The following is a 22,113-nucleotide window of genomic DNA, read 5'->3' as shown; positions in this document are numbered from 1 at the left end:
CGCGCCCGGTCGGCATGGGGCGAAGCTGGGTCGGGATCGTGGTTGCCCTGCTGCTCCTGGGTTTCTGTCCGGGGAAGGGATTGGCGCAAGCCGAGCCCCTCCGCCCCGCCATGGTGGATATCAACAGGGCCGATGCGCGGCAACTGCAGGACCTGCCAGGGATTGGGGCGCGCCGTGCCGCGGCCATCGTGGCCTTTCGCGCCGCCCATGGGCCCTTTCCCGGTAAGGCGGCGCTGGCCGCGGTGCCGGGGGTGGGGCCGAAGCTGGCCGCCCGGCTGCGCGGCCTGATCGTACTCGGCCCGCCGGTAGCCGGTCCGACGGCACGGATCACATCAAGATGATGTCGTACTGTTCCTGGGTGTAGGTGGCCTCGGCCTGCAAACGGACGGGTCGGCCGATGAACTCTTCCAGGCTGGCCAAACTGGCGCTTTCGTCGTCGAGGAGCCGTTCTACCACGCCGGGGCCCGCCAGGACCACAAAGCGTTCGGCCGGATAGGCGCGGGTTTCGCGCACGATCTCGCGCAGGATCTCGTAACAGATGGTTTCCGGGGTTTTCATGATGCCGCGGCCCTGGCAATAAGGGCAGGGTTCACAAAGAATCTGGGCGAGGCTCTCGCGGGTCCGCTTGCGCGTCATTTCCACCAGTCCCAGGGTGGAGATCTGGGTCACCGTGCTGCGTGCGCGATCCCCTTGCAGGGCCTTTTCCAGGGCGCGCTGCACCCGGCGTTTGTGCTCCGGGTCTTCCATGTCGATGAAGTCGATGATGATCATGCCGCCGATGTTGCGCAGGCGCAGTTGGCGGGCGATGGCCGCAGCGGCCTCCAGATTGGTCTTGAGGATGGTTTCTTCCTGGTTGCGCCGACCCACGAAACCGCCCGTATTCACATCGATGGCGGTGAGGGCCTCCGTTTGATCGATGACGAGATAGGCCCCGGACTTGAGGGTGACCCGGCGTTGCAAGGCGCGATCGATCTCGTCTTCGACATTGTAGAGGTCAAAGAGGGGCCGATCACCGGCATAGAGCTCGATGCGGTCCACCACCTCCGGAATGATCCCCTGACAAAAGGCCAGCGCCGCTTCAAAGGTTTCGCGGGAGTCGATGCGTACCCGCTGGATGTTGTCGGACATCACGTCGCGCATGACGCGCAGGGCCAGATTGAGGTCGCGGTGGATCTCGCCGGGGGCAGGGTGCGTTTCCAGGCGGGCGCGGATGGACTGCCAGAGGCGGCGGAGAAAATCCAGATCGCTGCTGAAGTCGATTTCCTCCACCCCCTCGGCGAGGGTGCGGATGATGAAACCGCCCGGTTCGTCGGGGGGGATCAGGGCCTTGAGGATGCCCTTGAGGCGGCTGCGCTCTTCGGGAGATTCGATGCGTCCGGATACGCCGATGCGTGGTACATAGGGCATATAGACCAGGAAGCGGCCGGGCAGCGTGATGCGCGTGGACAGGCGCGCGCCCTTGCTGCCGAGAGGATCCTTGATGACCTGGACCACCACTTCCTGACCTTCATGGAGCAGGGCGCTGACGTTGCGCGTCTCGCTGTGCCCGGGGCGGGTTTCCACATCGGTTTCGCTGCCGGGGTCCGCCTCTTCTTCCTGAATATCGGCGGCATGGAGAAAACCCGTGCGCTCCAGGCCGATATCGATGAAGGCCGCCTGCATGCCGGGCAGGACGCGGCGGACGATACCCTTGTAGATATTGCCCACCAGTCCGCGATGGCTGCTGCGCTCGATCTGCAGTTCCTGCAAGACGCCGTTGTCCACCAGGGCAACGCGGATTTCCTGGGGGGTGATATTGAGTAATAACTCTTCGCTCATGACAGTCCATGGAGAAAGGGAGGGGGACAGCCGAAGGTGCCCAGGAGCTGCCCGGTTTCAAAGAGGGGGAGGCCCATGACACCGCTGTAGGAGCCCTCCAGGGCGGTGATGAAAAGGGCGCCGAGCCCTTGAATGGCATAGGCGCCGGCCTTGTCCGCCGGCTCACCGCTGGCCCAGTAGGCGGCTATCTCCCGTGCGTCCAGGCGCCGCATCTGCACCCTGCTGGTGCTGAGGCACTGGGCATTGCGCCCGGAGCGGGTGACGACAACGGCGGTATGCACGGTGTGCCAGCGTCCCCCCAAGGCCTCCAGCATCTCCTGGGCGGAAGGAAAGTCGCGGGGTTTGCCAAAGGCCTGTCCATCGACGCTGACGATGGTATCGGCCGCCAGGATGAGGGCAGCGGGGCGCTCCCGGGCGGCGGCGGCCTTGGCCATGGCCAGGCGCAGCGCCTGGGCGGCAGGGTCCTCGCCCGGCAGCGGCGTTTCGTCGATAGCGGTGGGGACGGGCAGGGGGCTGTAGCCGATTTGTCGGAGGAGGGCCAGCCGCCGGGGCGAAGCCGATGCCAGGAACAGGGTCGTCACGGTGCGGCTTGGCCCACCAGCAGGAGTTCCGCCGTGCCGGGGGTCAGGCCGGAGCCCGTGGCCAGGGCGAGGACCCGGTCGGGAATGCCGTCCTGGCGCAGGGCGTGGAGAATGGCCTCGGCGCGCTGGGTGGCGAGGCTGATTCCACCCGGCTGGGGCGCGACGCGCACCAGGACCTGACTGGCCGAGGCCTGCTTGAGGATGCTGGCCATGGCCTGCAGGCGTTGCCGGCCGGCGCTGGAAAGGCGGGCATTGTCGGCAAAGAGACTGGCGGCAGGCATGCTGACATGCACGCCGTCGCTGGCGGCGCGGACCTGGGCGTAGACCGTGAGGGCCTTGGCATAGGCTGGCGCGGCGCTCTGCTGGCTTTGCCCCGCCAGGGCGGCCACCCGTTTTTCTTCCTGCTGGAGCTGGGTCTTTTGCTGCTGGATTTCCTGCTCCAGATGCTGGGTTTGGGCTGTGCTCATGGTCTTGGCGGCGAGCTGTTGGCGCAAATGGCCATATTCTGCCTGCAAGGCCTGGTATTGGGTGCCGAGGCGCTGCACCTGTTCCTGAAGGCCATCAAGTTGACGTTGTTGGGCCTCCTGCCCGCGGATTTCGGCAAGGCCTTCCATCCGCGCAGCAAAGATCCGGGCGTCGACCTGGAACAGGACCGCTTGCGCCTGATCCTGCTTCATGAGGGCGAGGGCGTTGCGCAGGCTGTCCAGGGTGGCTGGCGGAATGGGGGCGACGTGTTGCGCGGCCAGCAAGCGTTGTTCCGCGCCCTGGATCTGGGTGGCCGGCGCGGCATTGCTGACTGCGGGAGCGGCGCTGAGAATCAGGCTGGTGACCAGGACGATGCGCCGCATTACTGGCCCTCCTTGGCGAGCTGGGCCTTGGCCTGGTTGATGGCCTGGCGAGTCGCGGCGATGCGGCTTTGCAAGTCCGTGATTTGTTGCTCCAGGGCGGCCTTCCGGGCCTCCATGGGGGTCTCCTTGAGCCGGATTTCGACGTTGTCCAAAAGGCTTCGGGCGAGCAGGGTCTGACGCTCGGCCAGGAGGTAGTTGCCCGCGTTGGCCGCCGCCTGGGCCGCGGCGAGGGCGCGGCGCGCCGGTGCCAGTTGCGCCGGGCTGACCGCCGGCGAGAGGGCGAGGATGCGCACCCGTCCTTCCTGCACGGCAATGCTGCCCGTAGCGCTCTCCTGGGGGCTGGGCTGCACCATCTGGGCGCAGGCGCTCAGGCCCAGGATGAGGGCGAGCGGGAATCCGAGGCGAGTCAAAAGGGTCCTGATGGGCCGGTTACGCATGGTGTTGATGCTCCTCTCCTGCGCGATGATAAGGCAACCCGGCCTGGATGCTCCAGGCGCGGTAAATCTGTTCGGCTACGACCACGCGCACCACCGGGTGGGCCATGGTCAGGGGCGACAGCGACCAGCGCCAATCGGGCCGCAAGGCCGGATCGAGGCCGTCGGGTCCCCCAATCCATAGGGCCACGTCCCGTCCGCCGCCGAGCCAGCCATCGACCCGTTGCGCCAGCGCCTCGCTGCTCAGCGCGCACCCGGTGACTTCCATGGCCACCCGCTCCGCGCCGGCGGGGGTGGCGGCCAGGATGCGCTCCCCCTCTTCCCGCCGCCAGCGCGCAGGATCGCCTCCCCTTCCCCGTCGCGCCAGGGGCAGGGAGCGCCACAGGACCTGGAAGTGGGACGGCATCCGCGCGGCATACTCGCTGACGCCCGCCTCCACCCAGCCGGGCATGCGCGTACCGAGGGCCAATATCCACAAGCGCATGGGTTCAATGGCTTTCGCTATGGCCCCGTACCCGTGGCAACTCACCCCACAGGCGTTCCAGTTGGTAAAAATCCCGGCTCTCGGGCCGCATCAGATGCACGACCACGTCACCGAGATCCACCAGGACCCAGTCTCCTGCGGTGAGGCCTTCCTCCCCCAGGGGACGGGTTCCCTGGGCGCGGGCCGCCGTGGCGACGGCATCGGCGAGGGCGCGCAATTGGCGGTCCGAATTGCCGGAGGCAATGACCAGATAGTCGGTGATGTCGGTTTGCGCGCGGACATCGATGACCTTGATATCGCCGCCTTTGTGTTCATCCAGGGTAGAGACCACGAGGTCCCGCAATGCTTCTACAGTCAACAAGGTGCTGGTTCCTTTGGCAATGGCGATGGGCTTTGGTAAAGACCCTCTGCTTCAATATAATCCAAGACCACATCGGGTAACAAAAAGCGTGGGCTATGGCCGCGGGCCAGGAGGCTGCGGATCTGGGTGGCGGAAATCTCCAGGGCGGTCACGGTATGAAAAAGGATCTTGCCCGCGGGTTGTGCGCGCAGGGCGCTGGCACGGTCGCAGCGACGTTGATAGAGGGTTTGGCGCAGGCCTTCGGGGAGCTCCGCCGCCGGCCATCCCGGCCGGCCCGTGACCACCAGGTGGGTGAGGTCGAGGATTTCTTCCCAGTCGTGCCAGGTGTCGAAACGGAGAAAGGCGTCCATGCCGATGACCATCGCCAGCACCGCCTCGGGCCGTTCCTGGCGTAGGGCGCGCAGGGTCTCGACGGTGTAGGATGGACCCGGTCGTTCGATTTCCATGGCGCTGACCGCGATGTGGGGATGCCGGGCCACGGCGTGGCGGGTCATTTCCAGACGGTGCCGGGCATCGGCCCAGGGGCTTTGCCGATGCGGAGGATGTCCGGCGGGAATCAGTAAAATGCGGGCAATGCCCAGTGCTTGGCGAACCTCTTCCACAGCGCGAAGATGGCCGTAATGGATGGGGTCGAAGGTACCGCCAAGGAGGACCAGGTCGCCGGATTCGGAGCATTGCATAAGCGAGCAATATAACCAAGGGCCGCGGTTAAGGAAAGCGCTGGTGTTGGCGGGAATGGAGGGAAGATGGCACAGGAAAGTACGCTGGGGCAGAAAGTGCTTGCCCAGTGGGCGGCGCTCACCTTGCGGTTGGCGGCGCTGCTGCCCGATGCCCTGCGTGCCATGGCCGGCGCGGGACTGGGTTGTGTGGCCATGCTCACCCTGCGGCGAACCAGCCGGGTGGTGGATACGAACCTTGCCATTGCCTACCCGGCCGCCAGCCCCAGGGACCGGCAGCGACTGCGCCGCCGCCATTTTCGCGCCCTCGGCCAGGCCGCGCTGGATCTGGGCCCCCTCTGGTATTGGCCCCTCCCCCGCGCCCTGGGCCTGATTCGCGAGGTCTCCGGCGCCGCGGCGGTGGATGCGGCCATGGCCGAGGGGCGGGGCGTCATCCTCTTTACCGCGCACCTGGGCGCCTGGGAGGCCGCAGTCCTCTATATCGGCCAGCGTTGGCCGGTGACTGTGATGTATATGGATACCCGCAATCCTGCCATCAACGCGCTCATGGTCGCGGGCCGCGGCCGCAGCGGCGCCCGCCTGAGCAAGAAGGAAAACGGCATCCGTCCCCTCTTGCAGGCGCTGAAGCAGGGTACCGCCGTGGGCGTCCTGCCGGACCAGAATGTCGATCCCAGCGAGGGTGTCTGTGCCCCATTTTTTGGTCGTCCGGCCTGTACCACCCCCTTGCTGGGACGTCTGGCCGCGCGCCAAGATACGCCCGTTTTCGGCCTTTTCGCCTACCGTCTGCCCTGGGGAAAGGGCTTTCGCATCGAGATCATCCCCATGGGGCCCCAGTTCCCCAGCGGCGATGCCGAGCAGGATGCCGCCGCCATGAACCGGAGCCTGGAACAGGCCATCCGTCGCGCCCCGGAGCAATACTGGTGGGTGCATCGCCGCTTCAAGGATCAGCCGCCGGGATGGACGCCGCCTTACTGAGGGATAGTCCGCTCAGGAGGATCGCCTTGGCTTGAACAGGCGCGCTTATTTGCCCACGCAAAAACTGCCAAAAATCTTGCCGAGGAGATCTTCCACCCCTACCTGTCCGGTGATCTCGGCCAGGTGGCTGCCGGCCAGCCGCAGGGCTTCGGCCACCAGTTCGGCCGGGGCCTGTTGCTGGTGTAGGCCGAGGGCCTGTTGCAGATGGCGGCGGCAGCTTTCCAGGGCCTCCACATGGCGGCGGCGGGCGCTGAAGGGCGTGGCGGCGCTGTCCGTCCAGCCCAGGGCCCCCGCCATCGCGGTGCGCAACTCCTCCAGCCCCGTGCCGCTGCGCGCCGAAACCGCGAGGCTCTTTTCCCCCTCGGGGCCGGAGGGGGAACGAGGTACCAGGTCGGCCTTGTTCCACAATATGAGCCGTGGCCGGGCGGGAAGGGCCGCCAGGATCTCGCTGTCCTCGGCCTGCCAGCCGCTGGCCGCATCTGCGACCAGGAGGACGCATTGCGCGCTTTCCAGGATCTTGCGGGCGCGGGCAATGCCTTCGGCCTCCACGGCATCGCCGGCCTGGCGCAGCCCCGCGGTATCAATGAGCTCGACGGGCAGGCCGTCGATGAGGATTTCTTCCCGCAGCAGGTCGCGGGTGGTGCCGGGGATGGCGGTGACAATGGCCGTATCGCGCTGGGCGAGGGCATTGAGCAGGCTGGATTTGCCGACGTTGGGACGGCCTGCCAGGACTACCCGCCCACCCATGGCCAGGCGGGCGCCGTGCCGGGTCGTGGCCAGAAGATCGTCCAGAGCGGCGGCCAGGGCGCTGAGCTGCCGGGCGATGGTCTCTTCGTATTCGGCCCCGAGCTCTTCCTCGGAAAAATCCAGTCCCGCCTCGATCCAGGCGCGCAGGGTCAACAGGGCGTCGTGAATGCCAGTCACGGCGGTGGAAAAAGCCCCCTCCAGGCTGGCTGCGGCGGCTCGTGCCTGGATAGCGCTGCGGGCATGGATGAGGTCGGCCACGGCCTCCGCCTGGGCGAGGTCCAGGCGGCCGTTGAGAAAGGCCCTTTCGCTGAATTCTCCGGCTCGCGCCGCGCGCGCGCCCAAGGCGATGGCGCGGGCCAGGAGGGCGCCCAAGGCGGCAGGGCTGCCGTGGCCCTGCAGCTCCACCACATCTTCACCGGTATAGCTGGCCGGCGCCGGGAAATAGAGGCAGATCCCGTGGTCGATGAGGGCTCCGTCCGCCTCATGGAAACGCCGAAAATGAGCGTGACGCGGGCGCAGCGTCCGGCTCCGGGTGATTTCCAGGGCGATGCCCAAGGCGCCCGGGCCCGAGAGGCGGAGGATGCCGACCCCACCCACCCCGGGCGGGGTGGCGATGGCGGCAATGCTATCGCCCTGCTGGTAGCGGCTCATGGCCGGGGCCGGGCGCCCCTAGGTGCTGGCCAGGATGCGTCGGGTGATGAAATATTGCTGGCCAATGGAGATGAGGTTGTTCACCAGCCAGTAAAGCACGAGCCCGGCCGGGAAAAAGGAGAAAAAGACGGCAAAAACCACCGGCAGCGCCGACATGATCCGTTTCTGCATGGGGTCCGAGGGCGCCGGGTTGAGACGCTGCTGGATGAACATGCTCACCCCCATGAGCAGGGGCAGGATGTAGTAGGGATCGGGTGCGGCAAGGTCATGGATCCACAGGATGAAGGGCGCCTGACGCAGGGAGACGCTCTCCACCAATACCCAGTACAGAGAGATGAAGACCGGCATCTGGATGAAGATGGGCAGGCAGCCGGCCATGGGGTTGACCTTCTCGCTACGGTAGAGCTCCATCATCGCCGGCCCCATCTTTTGCCGGTCATCCCCACAGTCCTTGCGGATCTGTTCCAGTTTGGGCTGGAGCTTGCGCATGTTGGCCATGGAGCGGTAGCTGATGGCCGAGGGATAGAAGAAGAGCGCCTTGACGACCACCACCAGCAGCACGATGGCCAGCCCCCAGTTGCCGGTCAGGCCATGGAACCAGTTGAGGAGCGAGTGCATGGGCTCGGCAATGACGGCGAACCAGCCATAGTCCACGGTTTGCTCCAGGCCGCGGCCGAGGCCGGCGAGGGTCTGCTGGAGCTTGGGTCCAAGGAAAAATTCCTGGTGGATCGTGGTGCTCTGGCCAGGGGCCAGGGTAGGTAAGGCCAGCGTAACGCCGGCGGCGTAATTTTCGCCGACGGGACGGGCGTAGACCTGGCTCGGACTGTCCTTGGGCGGCAGGACGGCGGTCAGAAAGTAATGGTCCATCATGCCCGCCCAGCCCGGCCCCTGGCGGACGACGGGGTGGCTGCGCAGATCGCTGAAGCTCTCCTTGCTGAAGCTACCGTCGTGCTGGAGGACCGCACCGGTAAAGATGGACATGAACCAGTGGCTTTCTTCCCGGCCATTGCGCAGGATCTGATCGAAGTAGCTGCCGCTCCAGGGCGTGGCGCCGGTATTGGTGACCTGAATCCGTTCCTCCACCACATAGCTGTCGGGCTGGAAGATGAGGGTCTTTTCCACCTTGAGGGGCCCTGCCCGGCCGTTCAGCGTGATGGGCTCCCGGCCCAGGGGGCCCTGCTGTTGAGGAGCGCTGTATTGCGGCTCCAGCACTTCACCGTCCCTTGCCACAAAACCGCTCTGCTGTACCGTCAGGCGCTGGGTTTGGGTATCGAGGAGAGGATAGGGGGCGGGGTTGTCCACGGACACGGGGTAATCGCGCAGGCCCAGGGTTTCGATGCCGCCGCCCAGGAGGGCGATCCGGCCGGTAAATACCCGAGTTTGGAAGGGGATGCTCGGTCCCCCCATGCTCAGGCTGGCGGGGGCCTGGGCCACGGCCGCGCTGGTGGTCGGCGGCGCTGCGGCGATGGGTGCGGCCGCGGCGGGGCTGCGCGGGCTTTGGGCGGTCGCAACGGTCCCTGTGGTGGGATGGGGAGATTCGCGCTCCATCCAGGCTTGAAAGAGCAGGAGGACGATAACCGACAGTGCGACGGCGAGGATGGTCTTCTGCGTGTCCATGGAGCCCCAGTGGTATTTTAAGGAACCGGATCTACACCGCCCGGATGCCAGGGATGGCAGCGGCCGATACGTTTGATGGCGAGCCAGGACCCCTTGATCACGCCATGGCGCGCCAGGGCCTGGCAGGCATATTCTGAACAAGTCGGGTAGTAGCGGCAACTATGTCCGAGAAAAGGGCTGAGCAAGTATTGGTAGGCGCGAACGAAAAGGATCAGGATGTGGCGCACGTTGCGGCTCCCCCATGTCCCAGGACACGATCCAGCCGCTCCCGCATGGCATCCAGGGACAGGTCCTTGCTGCTGTTGCGGGCCACTACCATGACGTCCCAGGCGGGCCACGGCCGGGTACGCAGGCGGAAGGCCTCGCGCAGACGGCGTTTGACCAGATTGCGCTGGACGGCACCGCCGACCTTGCGGCTTACGGCCAGCCCCAGACGCGGCTTGTCCAGGGAGTTGGGGAGCGTGTAAATCACCAGCTCCGGAAAGACCCGCTTCTTCCCATGGCGCAACGCCCGCTGGATGTCGGTCTTGCTGCGCAGCCGCTCGGTTCGCGTCAAGCGGAAGGAACGGCCCGCCGCCAGTGGCATGTCCTTAGGCGGACAGGCGACGACGGCCCTTGGCGCGACGGCGCTTCAAGACAAGGCGACCGGAGGGGGTGGCCATGCGGGCGCGAAAACCATGGGTCCGCTTGCGATGGATGATGCTGGGTTGAAAGGTACGCTTCATGGGATCGGTTCCTACGGAATGCTCGTTTAAGGCCAGAGAAGATAAGGAGAAGGGCCTGGAAAGTCAAGGAAAAGGTTGCGCCTCAGATCACTCGCGAATACTGGACGGGCTTGACATCCAGATAGGCATCGAAGGCCATGCAGACGTGGCGGATGAGGAGGCGGCCCTGGGGGGTGACGGTGAGGCCGCCGGCATCCATCCGCAGCAGACCGTCGCCGGCCATCTGCCGGAGGCGGGGGAGGATGGCGGCGAAGTGCTGCGGAAAGTCGATGCCGAACTGCGCGGCAATGCGGTCGAAGTCCAGGGCGAAGTCGCAGATGAGGCGGGTGATGATATGGCGGCGCAGGAGGTCCTCGTCGCTCAGGCGCAGGCCGCGCTCCACCGGCAGGTGGCCGCTGTCCACGGCCGCTCCCCAGGCGTCCAGCTCCTTGAGGTTCTGACTGTAAGACGGCCCGACCATGGCAATGGCGCTCATGCCGAAGGCCAGGAGGTCGGCCCCGGCATGGGTGGAGTAGCCCTGGAAGTTGCGGTAGAGCGTGCCGTCGCGCTGGGCGAGGGCCAGTTCATCGTCGGGGAGGGCGAAGTGGTCCATGCCGATGTAGACATAGCCCGCCGCCTGCAGTTGCCCGATGCTGTTGGCGAGGATGCGCAGTTTGGCGTCGGGGCCGGGGAGGTCTTCATCGCGGATGCGCTGCTGGGGCTGGAAGCGGTTGGGCAGATGGGCGTAGTTGAAGATGGAGAGGCGATCGGGGCGCCAATGAAGCACCCGCTCCAGGGTGCGGGCAAAGCTGTCCTCCGTCTGCAGGGGCAGCCCGTAGATGAGGTCGAGGCTGGCGGAACGGTAGCCCAGGCCCCGCGCCTCGTCCAGGACGGCAAAGGTCAGTTCCTCGCTTTGCTCGCGGTGAACGGCCTTTTGCACCTCGGGATCCAGATCCTGCACCCCTAAGCTGATGCGGTTGAAGCCGAAGTCCCGGAGGAGCGCCAGGGTGCCCGGCTCCAAGGCGCGGGGGTCGAGCTCGATGCCGTACTCGCCCTGGTCGTCGGGGAGCAGGTGGAAATGGTGGCGAATGCGATCCAGCAGGGCGGCCATGTCCGCCTGGCGGAGAAAGGTGGGCGTGCCGCCGCCGAAATGGAGCTGGGTGACCGGCCGCCCGCCGTCGATGTGCCGGCGGACCAGCGCCATTTCCCGGTCTAGGCGGGCCACATAGGGGGTGCCCCATTCGTGGTGGCGGGTGACGATCTTGGTGCAGGCGCAATAAAAACACAGGTGTTCGCAAAAGGGCAGATGGAAGTAGAGCGACAGCGGCCGCGCGCCGGCGTTGGATGCCGCCATCTCGCGGATCAGCGCCGCTTCGTCAAAACCGCGGTGAAAATGGGGTGCGGTGGGATAAGACGTGTAGCGCGGACCGGGCTGGTCGTAACGGCGGATGAGATCGGCGTCAAAAACGAGTTCCTGCTTGGACATGGCAATACCCCCTTCGGGACCATAGCATAGCGCAGGGCGCCGTCCATGGGCAGGTGGTGCCGGTGAGATGCGACCGCTTTAGCGGGAAACAACGATCCTGTGTCAAGTCCCCGCCTTCCGAGCGGGCAGCCGCTGGCGGCGGCCATGGGCCGTTCCTACGGGATAGGTGGCTCGTTGGGATGAGCTACGCTTCTTGCCAGGGCTCCACCCCCGTCAGATTGGCCGTCACGCCGCGGCGCACTTCGGCGAGGAATGCCTGCATGTGCGGCAGGACGGCCTGGGCCGCGGTGGTGGCGGCGTGGAGGGTCTGCCAGAGCCCTTCCGGCCCCAGGGGCAGGGCGCGAACGTAGCCCTTTTCGCCATAGCTCCCCACCGCCCAGGCGGGCAAGGCGGCCACACCCTGTCCGGAGGCGACGAGCTGGAGGATGATGACCGTCAGTTCGGCGTGGCGTCGCCGCCAGGGCTGCACGCCCGCCGGGAGGAGAAAGTCGCGGAGCAGATCCAGGCGCCGGTCTTCGACGGGATAGCTGATGAGGGTTTCCTCCAGGAAGTCCTCGGGCAAGAGGAAATCGCGCTCGGCCAGGGGATGGCGGGGGCTGACCAGGCCCACCACCTCATAGCGAAAGAGGGGGTGAATGCAGATACCGGCCACGGCGTTCTCGGGTGCCGCCAGTATCGCCAGATCCGCCTGCCCGCTTTGCAGCAGGGGCAAGGGATCCTGAAAGCCCGACAGCAGATCCATCTCCACCGCCGGCCACTCCTCGCGGAAGCGGTCCATGGCCGGCGTCAGCCAGTCAAAACAGGTATGGCACTCCACGGCAATGCGCAGCCGCCCGCTGCTGCCGGCCGCCAACCGCCGCAACTCCTCCTGGGTTTGGCGCAGCAGGGGCAGCACTTCACGCGCCAAGGCCAGGAGCCGTTCCCCTGCCGGGCTCAGGCGCAACTGCGCGCCACGTTCCCGGTCCAGGAGACTGACGCCATATTCTGCTTCCAGCCCGCGCAACTGGTGGGAGAGCGCGGACTGGGTGAGGTGCAGACGTTGCGCCGCCGCGGCGAGGCTGCCGAACTGGGCGACTGCCTCAATAGTGCGCAGGTGACGGATTTCCAGTGGCATGCGGATCCCGGTGGGCAACAGATCAGGTTGCAGTTTCCCACGAACATCGGGTAATGCAAAGACTTTTGGGGATGATGGGGATTCCGTCGCGCGGCACTCCGTTCGCCGAAGGTGACCGGGGATTGTATTTATATGGAGATAGCGTCACAAAAAGTTCATAAAAACGTCATAATAGTGTCATGTTAGCCCTTTACCATAGGCGGCATCATTTCAAGAACACCAAAAGAGGGGGGTGTTGTGTTTATCAAAAAGCGCATTGTCATCGCGACGGTCGCCGTCCTGTGTGGCGTCAGTGTCTCAGCCCAAGCCGAAACGCTGACCGATTTTTTCAAGCAGAGCAAGATCGATGGCCAGATCCGCTCTTATTATTTCAGCCGGGATTATGGTGCAACCGGACCCAATACCTACAATCAGGATGTCTTTAGTCTGGGTGGTATCCTGAATATCAAGACGGCATCTTTTCTGGGCGGCTTTGGTGTAGGCGTCAGTTTCTTTACCGCGCACGGGCTCGGGGCGAATGATACCAGTGGCGGGCCGACCTACCCACATTTGGATACGACGGTGATGGGTCCGCAGTCCATCGATGCCCTGGGGCAGGCTTACCTCCAATATGAGATTCCAAAAACGCTGTTGATCCGGGCGGGCGATCAGGAGTTGGATACGCCCTGGATGAACGGCTCGGATTCACGCATGTTGCCCGCCACTTATCAGGGTGTGTTTGCCGATGTTTCTCCTTATCACGATTTGCATCTGTATGGCATGCGTATTTTCCGCTGGAAGAGTCGCACATCGAATAGTTATTACAATGACAACCTGTTTTATTCTGCTAATTACGAGGGGGATGAACTATACGGTGGTGGTACAAAGTTGCCGACTGGTGCCCCATCGACCAGTGGTACCCTGGCTTTTGGCGCCTCGTATTCCCTGATGGGCGCCAAGGCGACTGCTTGGTACTATGATTTTTATCAATTCGCCAAGATGTTTTATACGACAGCGGATTATACGCTGAAAACCGGGACGGGGTTTGATCCATTTGTGGGCGCCCAGTACATGCGTGAGTGGGGTGGTTCCCTGCTATCCCGGCAAGGGGTTGACGCCACGGCCTGGGGCGTCATTGGTGGCGTGAACTACAAAACCGGTATGGGTGACGGGACGTTGAGTGTGGCCTATAACGCACTTGCGCCACAGACCGGCGGATTTTTAAACGGTGGAATAGTGTCACCCTATACCGTGGGCTATGCCACTGATCCACTATATACGACGGCAATGATTCGTGGTTTTGCGGATAATCTGGGGCCTGGGCATGGTTACAAGATCAAGATAGCACAACATCTTGACTTGATGGGCCAGAAATTCCTGGCCATCGCGGCCTTCGCGCATTTCACCACCTATTATAATGGTAGCAGCAGTTATCCATATTTTGATCTGACCTACTTCCCGGGTGGCGCATTCAAGGGGCTTTCCATTCGTGACCGGGTGGAACTGGCTACCGGAACGAGCGCACAATTTGGTAATGGTGCCGGTTTCAACACGGGGCATTCCTTCATCTACAACCGGGTGATGCTGACCTACGCATTTTAGTTTTCCTCCTGCTTGGTTCCTCCTCTCCTCGCCTCGACCCGTAAGTCGGGGTATTTTTGTATCCGTTCGCGGCCTATATCCCGAAGATCTGGCGAAGAACGTATTCCGGCCTGAGATCTTCCATACAGCGGTGATGTTGGAGTGGACACTCGCGCTTTCCGCATGGACTGCAGGGCAGATCGATGCGTAGAGCCTGCGCCCTGGCGGAGAGGGGGGGCGTCATGCCGAGGGGGGTGGAGCCATAGAGCGCAATGACCCGGCTGCCGACGGCCCCTGCCACATGCATCAGACCAGAGTCGTTGCTGACCGTCAGGGGGGCGAGTGACAGCAGGTCCAGAGCTTCCAACAGGGTGGTCCGGCCCCCCAGGTCAAGGGTTTCCGGGACGTCCGCCGCTATGGCCCGAGTGATTTCTGCATCCTTGGGACTGCCGAAAATCCAGACGGCATAGCCGCGTTCTATTAGGGCCTGGGCCAGGGTACTCCAGTGGTGCACCGGCCAGCGCTTGGCCGGACCATATTCGGCGCCGGGCGCCAGGGCGACCAGGGGCCGTTGTGGCGGGCTTATGCCCAGCCGCTGCAGGGTCGTGGCAAGGGCCGCCCGGTTTACCTGTAAACGGGGCGCGGGCAGTTGCGTGGGTTGTGGAAGGCGTAGCGGCAGTCCGAGGGCGACGAAGCGATCCACGGTGCGCAGCAGTTTCTTTTTGTTCAAGCGACGGCGATCATTCAGGAGCAAACGGCGCCCCGCGCCGCTGAAACCGGTGCGGGTCGGGATATGCGCCCAATAAGGGATCAGCGCGGATTTGAAGCTGTTGGGCAGACAGATGGACCAGTCATAGTTCTGTGCGCGCAATTCCGCTGCGGTCCGGCGCCGCAGACGCAACCCCAGTTGACCGTGGTCGATGCACAGGGGCATGGCCCGCCGCACCTCCGGCATGCGTTCCGCCACCGGAATGCTGGCGGGCGGCGCCAGGACATCCACCTGCAGGCGCGGCCAGCGACGGCGCAGTACCTGCAACAATACCTGCGCCATGACCATATCCCCCACCCAGGCGGGGCCGATGAGCAGCAGGCGGCTGGGATCGTTCCAGTGTCCGGTATGGCTGCGCGGCAGGAAGACTTCCGCCTGGCTGCGCGGCGGTTCGCTGTCGGCGGGATCTTCGTCGGTGGGTTGGCGCATGTTCATTCCTGCTGCCTTCCGGCAAGATCGTGGGAGGTCAATGGGGACCCATCAGCATGATCACGGCCTCCACGGCGATGAGGACGATGATGATCCACTCCAGGACCGTTTCCCGATGGTGGCGGCTGGCGACGACGATGACCTCCAGGCCTTCGCGGATGGCGTCCAGCTTTTCGTCCAGGGCGCGGAAGCGGCTGGTGAGCTCCAGGTCGGCGGAGAGCTCCCGGGAAAGCATCTCCAGGCCGGGCTCTTCCCAGACGATGTCGGGATTGTCCAGCACGGCGAGGCGGGAGAGGATCTCGGTGCGGGTGGCGGAGGTGGAGGCGAGAAAGCGCAGATGCCCCCGTCGGCGGCCGGGCAGGCGGCCGCTGCGGGTGACTTCGGAGAGGAGATTGAGGGTGGTTTCCAGCAAGGTTTCCACCGCCTCTTCGTGGAGTTCCAGGGCAAGGCTCTGGGCCAGACGCAGGGCCACCAGCAGCAGGCGTTCATCGTCGATGGCGCGCAGGGTGACGCCGTCCCTGCCTACTCCGTCGCGTTCCCCCAGGCGGATGGGGAGTTCCTCCACCCGCGGGTCGGGAATGGGAGGAAACTGGGCCTGGACCTTGGCGATGACCCGTGCCTGCAGGGCGGGGCCGGCATCGAAAAAGCAGATCACCCCGGCGCGGAAGAGGATGACGCGGGTGTCGCCATCGCGCAGGAGGCGGTGGGCGGCGGTATCGGCCACGACTTCCATGGCAAAATCTTCGCGCCAGCTTTTGAGCATGATCTGTCGAACCGGTTGGATGGCGTGGAGAATGAGATCCATGCCTTAGACCTGCGGGAAGAGCTTGCCGGGATTGAGGATCCCGTCGGGGTCAAAGAGGGCCTTGATGCCGCGTTGCAGGGCGAGGCTTTCGGGGCTGAGTTCCAGGGGGATGAAGGCGGCTTTTTCGCTGCCGATACCGTGCTCGCCGGACAAGGTGCCGTCAAGGGCGAGGACCTGGTGGAAAAGGCGCTGAAGTCCGTGGCGGGCGCGGGCCATTTCGGCCTTGTCGCGGGGATGAACGAGGAAATTGACGTGGAGATTGCCGTTGCCGGCGTGACCGAAGCTGACGATGAGGAGCTGTTGATCGCGGGCGATGGCCTCAATTTCCAGAAGAAGTTCCAGCAGCCGGCTGACGGGGACGACCACGTCCTCATTGATCTTGAGGGGGGCCATGGCCTTGGTGGCCGGGGATAGGGATTTGCGCGCCGCCCAGAGTTGGGCGATAGCCGCCTGATCGGTGGCTTCCTGCAGCTCCAGCAGCCCCTCCCCCGCCAGGGCTGCCTGCAGGGCGTGGAGCTGGCGCGGGATGCTGTCGGCGTCGCCGTCCACCTCCGCCAGGAGCAGGGCCTGGGTGGCGGTGGGGAGGTCGGCGGCGGCACCCATGGCGCGCACGGCGGCCAGGGCGTGGGGGTCCATGAACTCCAGGGCGCTGGGGATGACGCGCTGGGCCATGACCCGCTGCACGGCGGCGCAGGCAGTGGCGCTGTCGACATAGCAGGCGCGCAGGGTGGCACGGGTTTCGGGGGCGGGGAGGAGGCGCAGGGTGACCTCGGTGATGAGGGCGAGGGTGCCCTCGCTGCCGACGAGGAGGCGGGTGAGGTCGTAGCCTACCACCCCCTTGCTGGTGCGGGTGCCGCAGCAGAGTTCCTCCCCTGCGCCGGTGACCGCACGCAGGGCGAGGACGTGGTCGCGGGTGACCCCGTATTTGACGGCGTGGGGACCGGCGGCATTCATGGCGAGGTTGCCGCCGATGCGGCAGTAGGGGTTGCTGCCGGGGTCGGGCGCGTAAAAAAGGCCGTGGCTGCGGGCGAGGGTGTCAATCTCGCCGGTGATGCAGCCGGCCTCGACGGTGACGTAACGGTCGGCGGCGTGGAAGTCCAAGACCCGCTGCATGCACTCGAAGCTGATGACGGCGCTCCCGGACACCGGGAGCGCGCCACCGACATTGCCGGATCCGGCGCCGCGGGCGATGAGGGGGAGGCCGTGGCGGCGCGCAATACGGACGATGGCCTGCACTTCCGCATGACAGGAGGGGAAGAGGACCAGTGCGGGGGTGCAGGATCTGGGGGTTTCGTCGTGACTGTAGAGGGCGAGGGTTTCGGGATCGTCACGGACGCGCTCGGTATCCAGGGCGGCGCGCAAGGCGGGCAAGGCTTTCATGACTGCTGCTCCCGGATGCGTTGCAGCAGGGCCGTCGTGCTGCGCTCATGGCGGAAAGGAATGGACAGGACGCGCCCGCCCCGCGCCTGAACCAGGTCGGCACCGACCATGCGGGCCACGGGCCAGTCGCCGCCCTTGACCAGGACATCGGGGGCAAGGCTTTCGATGAGCCGCAGGGGGGTGTCCTGGTCAAAAGCGGTGACAAAGTCCACCGCCGCCAGACCCGCGAGGACGGCCATGCGATCCTCCTGGGAATTGATGGGGCGGTCGGCGCCCTTGCCCAGGCGCCGCACCGAGGCGTCGCTGTTGACGCCCACCACCAGGCAGACGCCCTCGGCCCGCGCCTCTTCCAGATAGCGCACATGCCCGCGGTGGAGGATATCAAAGACACCGTTGGTAAAGACCAGCGGGCGGCGGCCGGCGAGCAGTCCGGCCAAGGTCTGCCAGTCGTCCTGGATCTTGGCGGTGCTGTCCCTGGACGCCGCCGTCGGGCTTTGCGCAAAAGCGGCGTCGATGCCGAGGCAGAGGCCGTGGATGAGGAGCAGGTGCACTTCCTGGATGCGCGCCGTGTTGTGATCCGGTACGCGCAACTCCAGGTCATCGGGGCGCAACAGGGCGGCCAGGTTGCCGCCGTCGCGGCCGGTGAGGGCGAGCACCCACATGCCCCGGGCCTGGGCGGCCCTTACGGCCTGCAGGACGCTGGCGGAGTTGCCGGAGGTGGTGATGGCGACGAGGCAGTCACCGGGGCGGCCGAGGGCCTCCACCTGCCGGGCAAAGACCTGCTCATAGCAGACGTCGTTGGCAATGGCGGTGAGGACGGAGCTGTCCGTCGTGAGGGCGATGGCGGGGAGGGCTTGGCGGGTCTGCTCGAAGCGGTTCACCAACTCCGAGGCAAGGTGCTGGGCATCGCCCGCGGAGCCGCCGTTGCCGCAGGCCAGGACCTGGTGGCCCAGGCGCAGGCGGCCAACCAGACGCTCGCTGGCCTGGGCCAACGGCAAGGCAAGGGTGTCCACGGCGCGCAGCTTGACGGCGGCGCTGGCGGCGAAAACACTGCGGAGCTGGGTTTCGAGATTCATGGGCTGGGCACTCTGAAGGCATCGCGAATCCACTGGGGCGCGCTTCGGCCGTCGAGGGCGACGACGTCGAAGCGGCAGGGACGGCGGTTGTGTTCCGGATGGCTCAGGAGATAATGTTCGGCGGCGCGAATGATGCGCCGCTGCTTGGGGCGGGTGACGGTGGCGGCGGCCCCGCCATAGGCGCTGCCGCCGCGGCTGCGCACCTCCGCAAAGACGAGGGTGTCGCCATCCAGCAGGATGAGATCTATTTCTCCCATGCGGCAGGAATAATTGCGCTGGATCAGTTGCTGGCCGACGCTACAGAGCAGTTGCAGGGCGCTTTCCTCGCCCGCCTGGCCCAGGACTTGTCGTGGCGAAGGCATGGCTAGGATCCGGGCCGCGGTGCGTGGGCGAGGGGCACGATTTGGCCCTGCTGGAACTGCATCCACTGCATGGCGCGCGCGACGATGCCGTCGGCACCGAAATGGAGTGTCCCCGTGGTACCTTGCAAGCCTTGGCCAGTCTGATGGCGCAGGATTTGCACGGCGAGCCGATAGGCGTCCAGGCCGAAGGCGGCCATCCGCCATTGGGCGTCGTCGGCGTTGGGTAGCTGGGTATGGAGCAAGGCGGCGGCCTGGGGCCAGCTCTGGGCGGGATCGATGATCCAGGGCATGTCCACGGATGCCAGGCCGGCCAGGGCCGACGCATCGCTCGGCAATCCCGAGGCACGCAGCAAGGAGGGACTGAAGATGGCCAAGTCCGGCTTGATCTGGTGAATTTCCGGGACGGCCTGTCCGGCAACGCTGGCGTCGGCCACCAGGAAGACAAAGCTGCGCGCGGGGATGGCACCGGTGAAAAGCTGTTGCACCGCCGCCTGGGGGTCTTGTCCCGGTGTATAGGCGGCCACCCCGGCCACGCGTCCGCCCAGGCCCTTCCAGTCGCTGAGGAAGGCCGCCTGAATGGCGGCGCCGCTGGAGTCCTGGGGATAGAGGAGATAGACCTGCCGATAGCCCGCCGCGAAGCCTTGTTGGGCGATCTGGGCGCTGGCCGCATTGCGGCTCTGGCTGAACTGGTAGAGTCCCGGCTGGTGCAGATCGGGGTCCAGCCCGAGGGTGAGAACGGGCGGATCGCTGGGGCGGCGGACGCCGACCACGGCATTGATATCCTGACGCAGCCACGGCCCGACAAAGACGGCGCAGCCGGCCTTCACGCCGCGTTGAAAGAGGGTGGCGGTATATTCACTGTTGCCGGTGCTCTGATAGACCCGCACGGCGGGCCCTCCGGTCAAGCGCGCAGAGGTTTCCAGGCCGGCGGCGATGGCCTGGGAAAGGGGCGCATAGGGTCCGGTGGCGGGCAAGAGGGCGCAGACATCGCCCTGGGCGCTGGCGGCCGTTGCCGCCGTAGGGGCGTTTGCCGAAAACTGGATGGCGGGATGATGGGGGTGGGCGGCCATCCAGGCCGCTATGGCCTGTTCCCGCTGCTGCGGGCCGGGGGTGTTGCGGGCGATGAGATCCAGGGCGATCCACTCCTGCACCAGGGGGCTGGCCGTGCGCGACTGCCAGTTTTGCAGCTTGGCGACGGGCTGGGCATCCAGGAGCACGCGAATGCGGCGGTGATTCTCGTCGCGCGCGCTCCCCTGGCTCAGCAGATTGTCGCGTTGGATGAGGAAGTTGAGGGCGGTGAGGTCGTGGCCTTCCTGGGTGTAGAGGGTGGCCAGGATGCCGAGGGCTTCGGCGCGAATGCCCTGGGGAGTGCTGGCCAGGGTGAGGAGTTCTTCGAGATTGCCCCGCGCCTTGGGGGTCTGCCCCTGGTCCATCAGGCCCTGGGAGCGGATCCACAGCGCTTCGCCCCGCAGTTTGGGGTCGTGCTGCAGGCGCAGCACTTCATCGGCCAGCAAGACGGCATCCTGGGGTTTCTGACCGCTCAGGGAGGCATGGGCGGCATCAAGCAAATACTGCAACTGGGCATCGCCCTGGGTGTCGGCGGCCGCCTTGATGTATGCTTTGGCAGCGGCCAGGTCCTTGCCCGCCGCCAGGAGTTGGTCGGCGGTGGCGGCCGCGGGGGCCTCGGCGGGTGCGGCAGCGGCCGGACTTGCACTGGTCGTGGGCGCCACGGGCGTTGCCTCCGGCTGGGGCAAGCTGGCGCAGGCGGCGAGGCCGAGGGCCATGAGCGCGGCCGCCGCCAGGCGCGCGGCAGGACCCAGAGGGTGATGGGGCAATGGCATCTTCATGGTCAGAGTGTATGGAGAATGGCCCGGTCATTCAATCGCCGCCAGCGGAATGCGCGGCCATCCAGCAGGCGAGGGGCGGAAATATGTCATTCATCAACAATGACCCGCGAGGGAGGGTGACGATGCAGGAGCAAAGCGGTCAACTCACCATTATTGCTACGCCCATTGGCAACCTCGACGATCTGTCCCCCCGCGCCGCCCGGGCCATGGCCGAGGCGGAGCTGATCCTGGTGGAGGACAGCCGCCACGCCCAGCGCCTCTTCCGGCATCTGGGGCTGCAGCCCAAAACCCTGGCCCTGCACGAGCACAATGAACGGGATCTGGCGCCGCGGATTGCCGAGCGCATCGCCGCCGGCGAGCGCATCGCCCTCCTTTCGGACGCTGGCATGCCCCTGCTCTCGGACCCGGGTTACCCCCTCCTTGCCGTGTTGCGGGCGCGCCAGTTGCCGGTGCGGGTGATCCCCGGCCCCAACGCCGCCCTCGCCGCCCTGGTGCTGTCGGGTCTGCCCAGCGACCGTTTTGCCTTTGAAGGATTTCTCCCCGCCAAGGGCGGTGCGCGTCGGGTCCGGCTCGACGCCCTCCGCACCGAGCCGCGCACCCTGATTTTCTACGAGGCCCCCCATCGCATAGCCGCCACCCTGCAGGACATGGTCGCCGCCTTCGGCGCGCAACGACCGGCGGCCCTGTGCCGCGAATTGACCAAGATCTATGAAGAATGCCTGCGCCACAGTCTGGGCGACCTGCTGGCCCTGCTCGCCGCCGCGCCGGAAAAATTGCGCGGCGAGATGACCCTGGTCGTGGCAGGAGCACCGGAAGCGGCCCCCGATCAGGCCCTGGCCGACCGCGTCCTGACCCCCCTGCTTGCCGAACTGCCCCTGGCCCAGGCGGTGCGTCTGGCCGCCGCCTTGAGCGACATCCCCCATCGGGTCCTCTATGATCTGGCCCTGGAAAAAAAGCGGGCCATGGATGCGGAGTGAATCGGGCCCTGGCGAATCGGCTTGTGGCCTTGACTTCCGGCGACGGGGTCGCTTAAATGTGCGCTTCTCGCCCAGGTAGCTCAGTCGGTAGAGCAGAGGACTGAAAATCCTCGTGTCGGCGGTTCGATTCCGTCCCTGGGCACCATATAAAACAATAAGTTGCAGAACAAAAAGAGCCGTAAAATCCAGATTGGCACAGCAACTGGCACAACGGATACCTGCCCGACAGGTGGAACAAAAATCCCCTGTTCCTTCCAGAAACCCTATAAATACAGGCTTCGCAGCCTCTTGATTTTGGCACACCAGCCGAATACCTTGTCCGATACCAGCAGGACCAGACGACAGGCAGGTGAACATGGCGAGCATCCAGCGTCGTGGCAAGTATTGGCGCGTGCAGATCCGCAGGCTGGG

General features: G+C 65.6%; 25 protein-coding genes and 1 tRNA gene. 6 read left to right on the top strand and 20 right to left on the bottom strand.

All coding sequences use genetic code 11. The annotated features are described in order from the left end of the window. Positions 1–14 precede the first annotated feature (14 nt). On the top strand, positions 15–341 hold the full coding sequence (locus ACP5MM_RS02910; protein ID WP_427934086.1) for a ComEA family DNA-binding protein: 327 nt from the start codon (positions 15–17) through the stop codon (positions 339–341). On the opposite strand, the gene rng is transcribed toward ACP5MM_RS02910, so the two are convergent. Genes rng through nadD form a run of 7 tightly spaced genes read right to left on the bottom strand, consistent with a single transcriptional unit; the run spans position 328 to position 5,206 of the window. After that, positions 328–1,818, bottom strand: coding sequence for a ribonuclease G (gene rng / locus ACP5MM_RS02905; RefSeq protein WP_427931117.1), 1,491 nt, complete (start codon positions 1,816–1,818; stop codon positions 328–330). The genes ACP5MM_RS02910 and rng overlap by 14 nt on opposite strands. Beyond that, on the bottom strand, positions 1,815–2,399 hold the full coding sequence (locus tag ACP5MM_RS02900; RefSeq protein WP_427934085.1) for a Maf family protein: 585 nt from the start codon (positions 2,397–2,399) through the stop codon (positions 1,815–1,817). The genes rng and ACP5MM_RS02900 overlap by 4 nt, the downstream gene beginning before the upstream one ends. After that, a complete protein-coding gene (locus ACP5MM_RS02895; protein ID WP_427931121.1) occupies positions 2,396–3,247 on the bottom strand; it encodes a hypothetical protein in 852 nt (283 codons plus the stop codon). Before ACP5MM_RS02895 ends, ACP5MM_RS02900 begins: the two co-directional genes overlap by 4 nt. Further along, complete coding sequence (locus tag ACP5MM_RS02890) at positions 3,247–3,657, bottom strand: hypothetical protein (protein ID WP_427934084.1); 411 nt, start codon at positions 3,655–3,657, stop codon at positions 3,247–3,249. The genes ACP5MM_RS02895 and ACP5MM_RS02890 overlap by 1 nt, the downstream gene beginning before the upstream one ends. Positions 3,658–3,676: 19 nt before the next feature. After that, a complete protein-coding gene (gene rlmH, locus ACP5MM_RS02885) occupies positions 3,677–4,165 on the bottom strand; it encodes a 23S rRNA (pseudouridine(1915)-N(3))-methyltransferase RlmH (RefSeq protein WP_427931124.1) in 489 nt (162 codons plus the stop codon). 4 nt (positions 4,166–4,169) lie between these two features. Continuing rightward, positions 4,170–4,523, bottom strand: a complete 354-nt coding sequence (gene rsfS / locus ACP5MM_RS02880) for a ribosome silencing factor (RefSeq protein ID WP_427931126.1) — start codon at positions 4,521–4,523, stop codon at positions 4,170–4,172. After that, positions 4,520–5,206: a nicotinate-nucleotide adenylyltransferase gene (gene nadD, locus ACP5MM_RS02875; RefSeq protein ID WP_427931128.1), complete on the bottom strand. Its 687-nt coding sequence runs from the start codon at positions 5,204–5,206 to the stop codon at positions 4,520–4,522. The genes rsfS and nadD overlap by 4 nt, the downstream gene beginning before the upstream one ends. A 66-nt stretch (positions 5,207–5,272) precedes the next feature. On the opposite strand from nadD, the gene ACP5MM_RS02870 reads away from it, so the two are divergent. Then, a complete protein-coding gene (locus ACP5MM_RS02870; RefSeq protein ID WP_427931130.1) occupies positions 5,273–6,178 on the top strand; it encodes a lysophospholipid acyltransferase family protein in 906 nt (301 codons plus the stop codon). A gap of 45 nt (positions 6,179–6,223) precedes the next feature. On the opposite strand, the gene mnmE is transcribed toward ACP5MM_RS02870, so the two are convergent. From mnmE to ACP5MM_RS02835, 7 genes are all read right to left on the bottom strand, one after another. Beyond that, positions 6,224–7,576, bottom strand: a complete 1,353-nt coding sequence (gene mnmE, locus ACP5MM_RS02865) for a tRNA uridine-5-carboxymethylaminomethyl(34) synthesis GTPase MnmE (RefSeq protein WP_427934083.1) — start codon at positions 7,574–7,576, stop codon at positions 6,224–6,226. Positions 7,577–7,594: 18 nt separating this feature from the next. Continuing rightward, positions 7,595–9,193, bottom strand: a complete 1,599-nt coding sequence (gene yidC / locus ACP5MM_RS02860; protein ID WP_427933301.1) for a membrane protein insertase YidC — start codon at positions 9,191–9,193, stop codon at positions 7,595–7,597. Positions 9,194–9,210: 17 nt separating this feature from the next. After that, on the bottom strand, positions 9,211–9,420 hold the full coding sequence (yidD, locus tag ACP5MM_RS02855; RefSeq protein WP_427933303.1) for a membrane protein insertion efficiency factor YidD: 210 nt from the start codon (positions 9,418–9,420) through the stop codon (positions 9,211–9,213). Further along, positions 9,405–9,779 carry a ribonuclease P protein component gene (gene rnpA, locus ACP5MM_RS02850; RefSeq protein WP_427933305.1) on the bottom strand — a complete coding sequence of 125 codons (375 nt, stop codon included), beginning with the start codon at positions 9,777–9,779 and terminating at the stop codon, positions 9,405–9,407. Before rnpA ends, yidD begins: the two co-directional genes overlap by 16 nt. Positions 9,780–9,783: 4 nt before the next feature. Then, positions 9,784–9,918 carry a 50S ribosomal protein L34 gene (gene rpmH, locus ACP5MM_RS02845; RefSeq protein WP_427933307.1) on the bottom strand — a complete coding sequence of 45 codons (135 nt, stop codon included), beginning with the start codon at positions 9,916–9,918 and terminating at the stop codon, positions 9,784–9,786. A gap of 82 nt (positions 9,919–10,000) precedes the next feature. Further along, complete coding sequence (gene hemN, locus ACP5MM_RS02840) at positions 10,001–11,383, bottom strand: oxygen-independent coproporphyrinogen III oxidase (RefSeq protein WP_427933308.1); 1,383 nt, start codon at positions 11,381–11,383, stop codon at positions 10,001–10,003. A gap of 184 nt (positions 11,384–11,567) precedes the next feature. Further along, positions 11,568–12,497 (bottom strand): LysR family transcriptional regulator, encoded by a 930-nt coding sequence (locus tag ACP5MM_RS02835; RefSeq protein ID WP_427934082.1) that lies wholly within the window; start codon positions 12,495–12,497, stop codon positions 11,568–11,570. Positions 12,498–12,734: 237 nt separating this feature from the next. On the opposite strand from ACP5MM_RS02835, the gene ACP5MM_RS02830 reads away from it, so the two are divergent. Next, positions 12,735–14,078 carry an OprD family outer membrane porin gene (locus tag ACP5MM_RS02830; protein WP_427934081.1) on the top strand — a complete coding sequence of 448 codons (1,344 nt, stop codon included), beginning with the start codon at positions 12,735–12,737 and terminating at the stop codon, positions 14,076–14,078. A gap of 73 nt (positions 14,079–14,151) precedes the next feature. Here ACP5MM_RS02830 and waaF read toward each other — a convergent pair whose 3' ends face one another. Genes waaF through ACP5MM_RS02800 form a run of 6 tightly spaced genes read right to left on the bottom strand, consistent with a single transcriptional unit; the run spans position 14,152 to position 20,725 of the window. Then, positions 14,152–15,255, bottom strand: a complete 1,104-nt coding sequence (waaF, locus tag ACP5MM_RS02825; RefSeq protein WP_427934080.1) for a lipopolysaccharide heptosyltransferase II — start codon at positions 15,253–15,255, stop codon at positions 14,152–14,154. Positions 15,256–15,292: 37 nt separating this feature from the next. Then, positions 15,293–16,060 carry an RMD1 family protein gene (locus ACP5MM_RS02820; RefSeq protein ID WP_427933137.1) on the bottom strand — a complete coding sequence of 256 codons (768 nt, stop codon included), beginning with the start codon at positions 16,058–16,060 and terminating at the stop codon, positions 15,293–15,295. A gap of 3 nt (positions 16,061–16,063) precedes the next feature. Then, positions 16,064–17,440 (bottom strand): FAD-binding oxidoreductase, encoded by a 1,377-nt coding sequence (locus ACP5MM_RS02815; RefSeq protein WP_427934079.1) that lies wholly within the window; start codon positions 17,438–17,440, stop codon positions 16,064–16,066. Beyond that, positions 17,437–18,516: a D-glycero-beta-D-manno-heptose 1-phosphate adenylyltransferase gene (gene rfaE2, locus ACP5MM_RS02810; protein WP_427933141.1), complete on the bottom strand. Its 1,080-nt coding sequence runs from the start codon at positions 18,514–18,516 to the stop codon at positions 17,437–17,439. The genes ACP5MM_RS02815 and rfaE2 overlap by 4 nt, the downstream gene beginning before the upstream one ends. Then, positions 18,513–18,878 (bottom strand): YraN family protein, encoded by a 366-nt coding sequence (locus ACP5MM_RS02805; RefSeq protein WP_427933142.1) that lies wholly within the window; start codon positions 18,876–18,878, stop codon positions 18,513–18,515. Before ACP5MM_RS02805 ends, rfaE2 begins: the two co-directional genes overlap by 4 nt. Before the next feature lie 2 nt (positions 18,879–18,880). Next, a complete protein-coding gene (locus ACP5MM_RS02800; protein ID WP_427933144.1) occupies positions 18,881–20,725 on the bottom strand; it encodes a penicillin-binding protein activator in 1,845 nt (614 codons plus the stop codon). A 122-nt stretch (positions 20,726–20,847) separates the two neighbouring features. Between ACP5MM_RS02800 and rsmI the strand changes: the two genes are divergently transcribed. The 3 genes from rsmI to ACP5MM_RS02785 all read left to right on the top strand — a co-directional run. Then, complete coding sequence (gene rsmI / locus ACP5MM_RS02795; RefSeq protein WP_427933146.1) at positions 20,848–21,702, top strand: 16S rRNA (cytidine(1402)-2'-O)-methyltransferase; 855 nt, start codon at positions 20,848–20,850, stop codon at positions 21,700–21,702. A gap of 69 nt (positions 21,703–21,771) precedes the next feature. Continuing rightward, positions 21,772–21,847, top strand: a tRNA-Phe gene (locus tag ACP5MM_RS02790). Positions 21,848–21,861: 14 nt separating this feature from the next. Beyond that, a partial coding sequence (locus tag ACP5MM_RS02785) for a hypothetical protein (protein ID WP_427934078.1) occupies positions 21,862–22,113 on the top strand: 252 nt, incomplete at its 3' end.

This window comes from Acidithiobacillus sp., from assembly GCF_049965315.1.
Classification (GTDB): domain Bacteria; phylum Pseudomonadota; class Gammaproteobacteria; order Acidithiobacillales; family Acidithiobacillaceae; genus Acidithiobacillus_B.
Note: the sequence above shows the minus strand (reverse complement) of the source record. Positions and strands in the feature narration are given on the sequence as shown.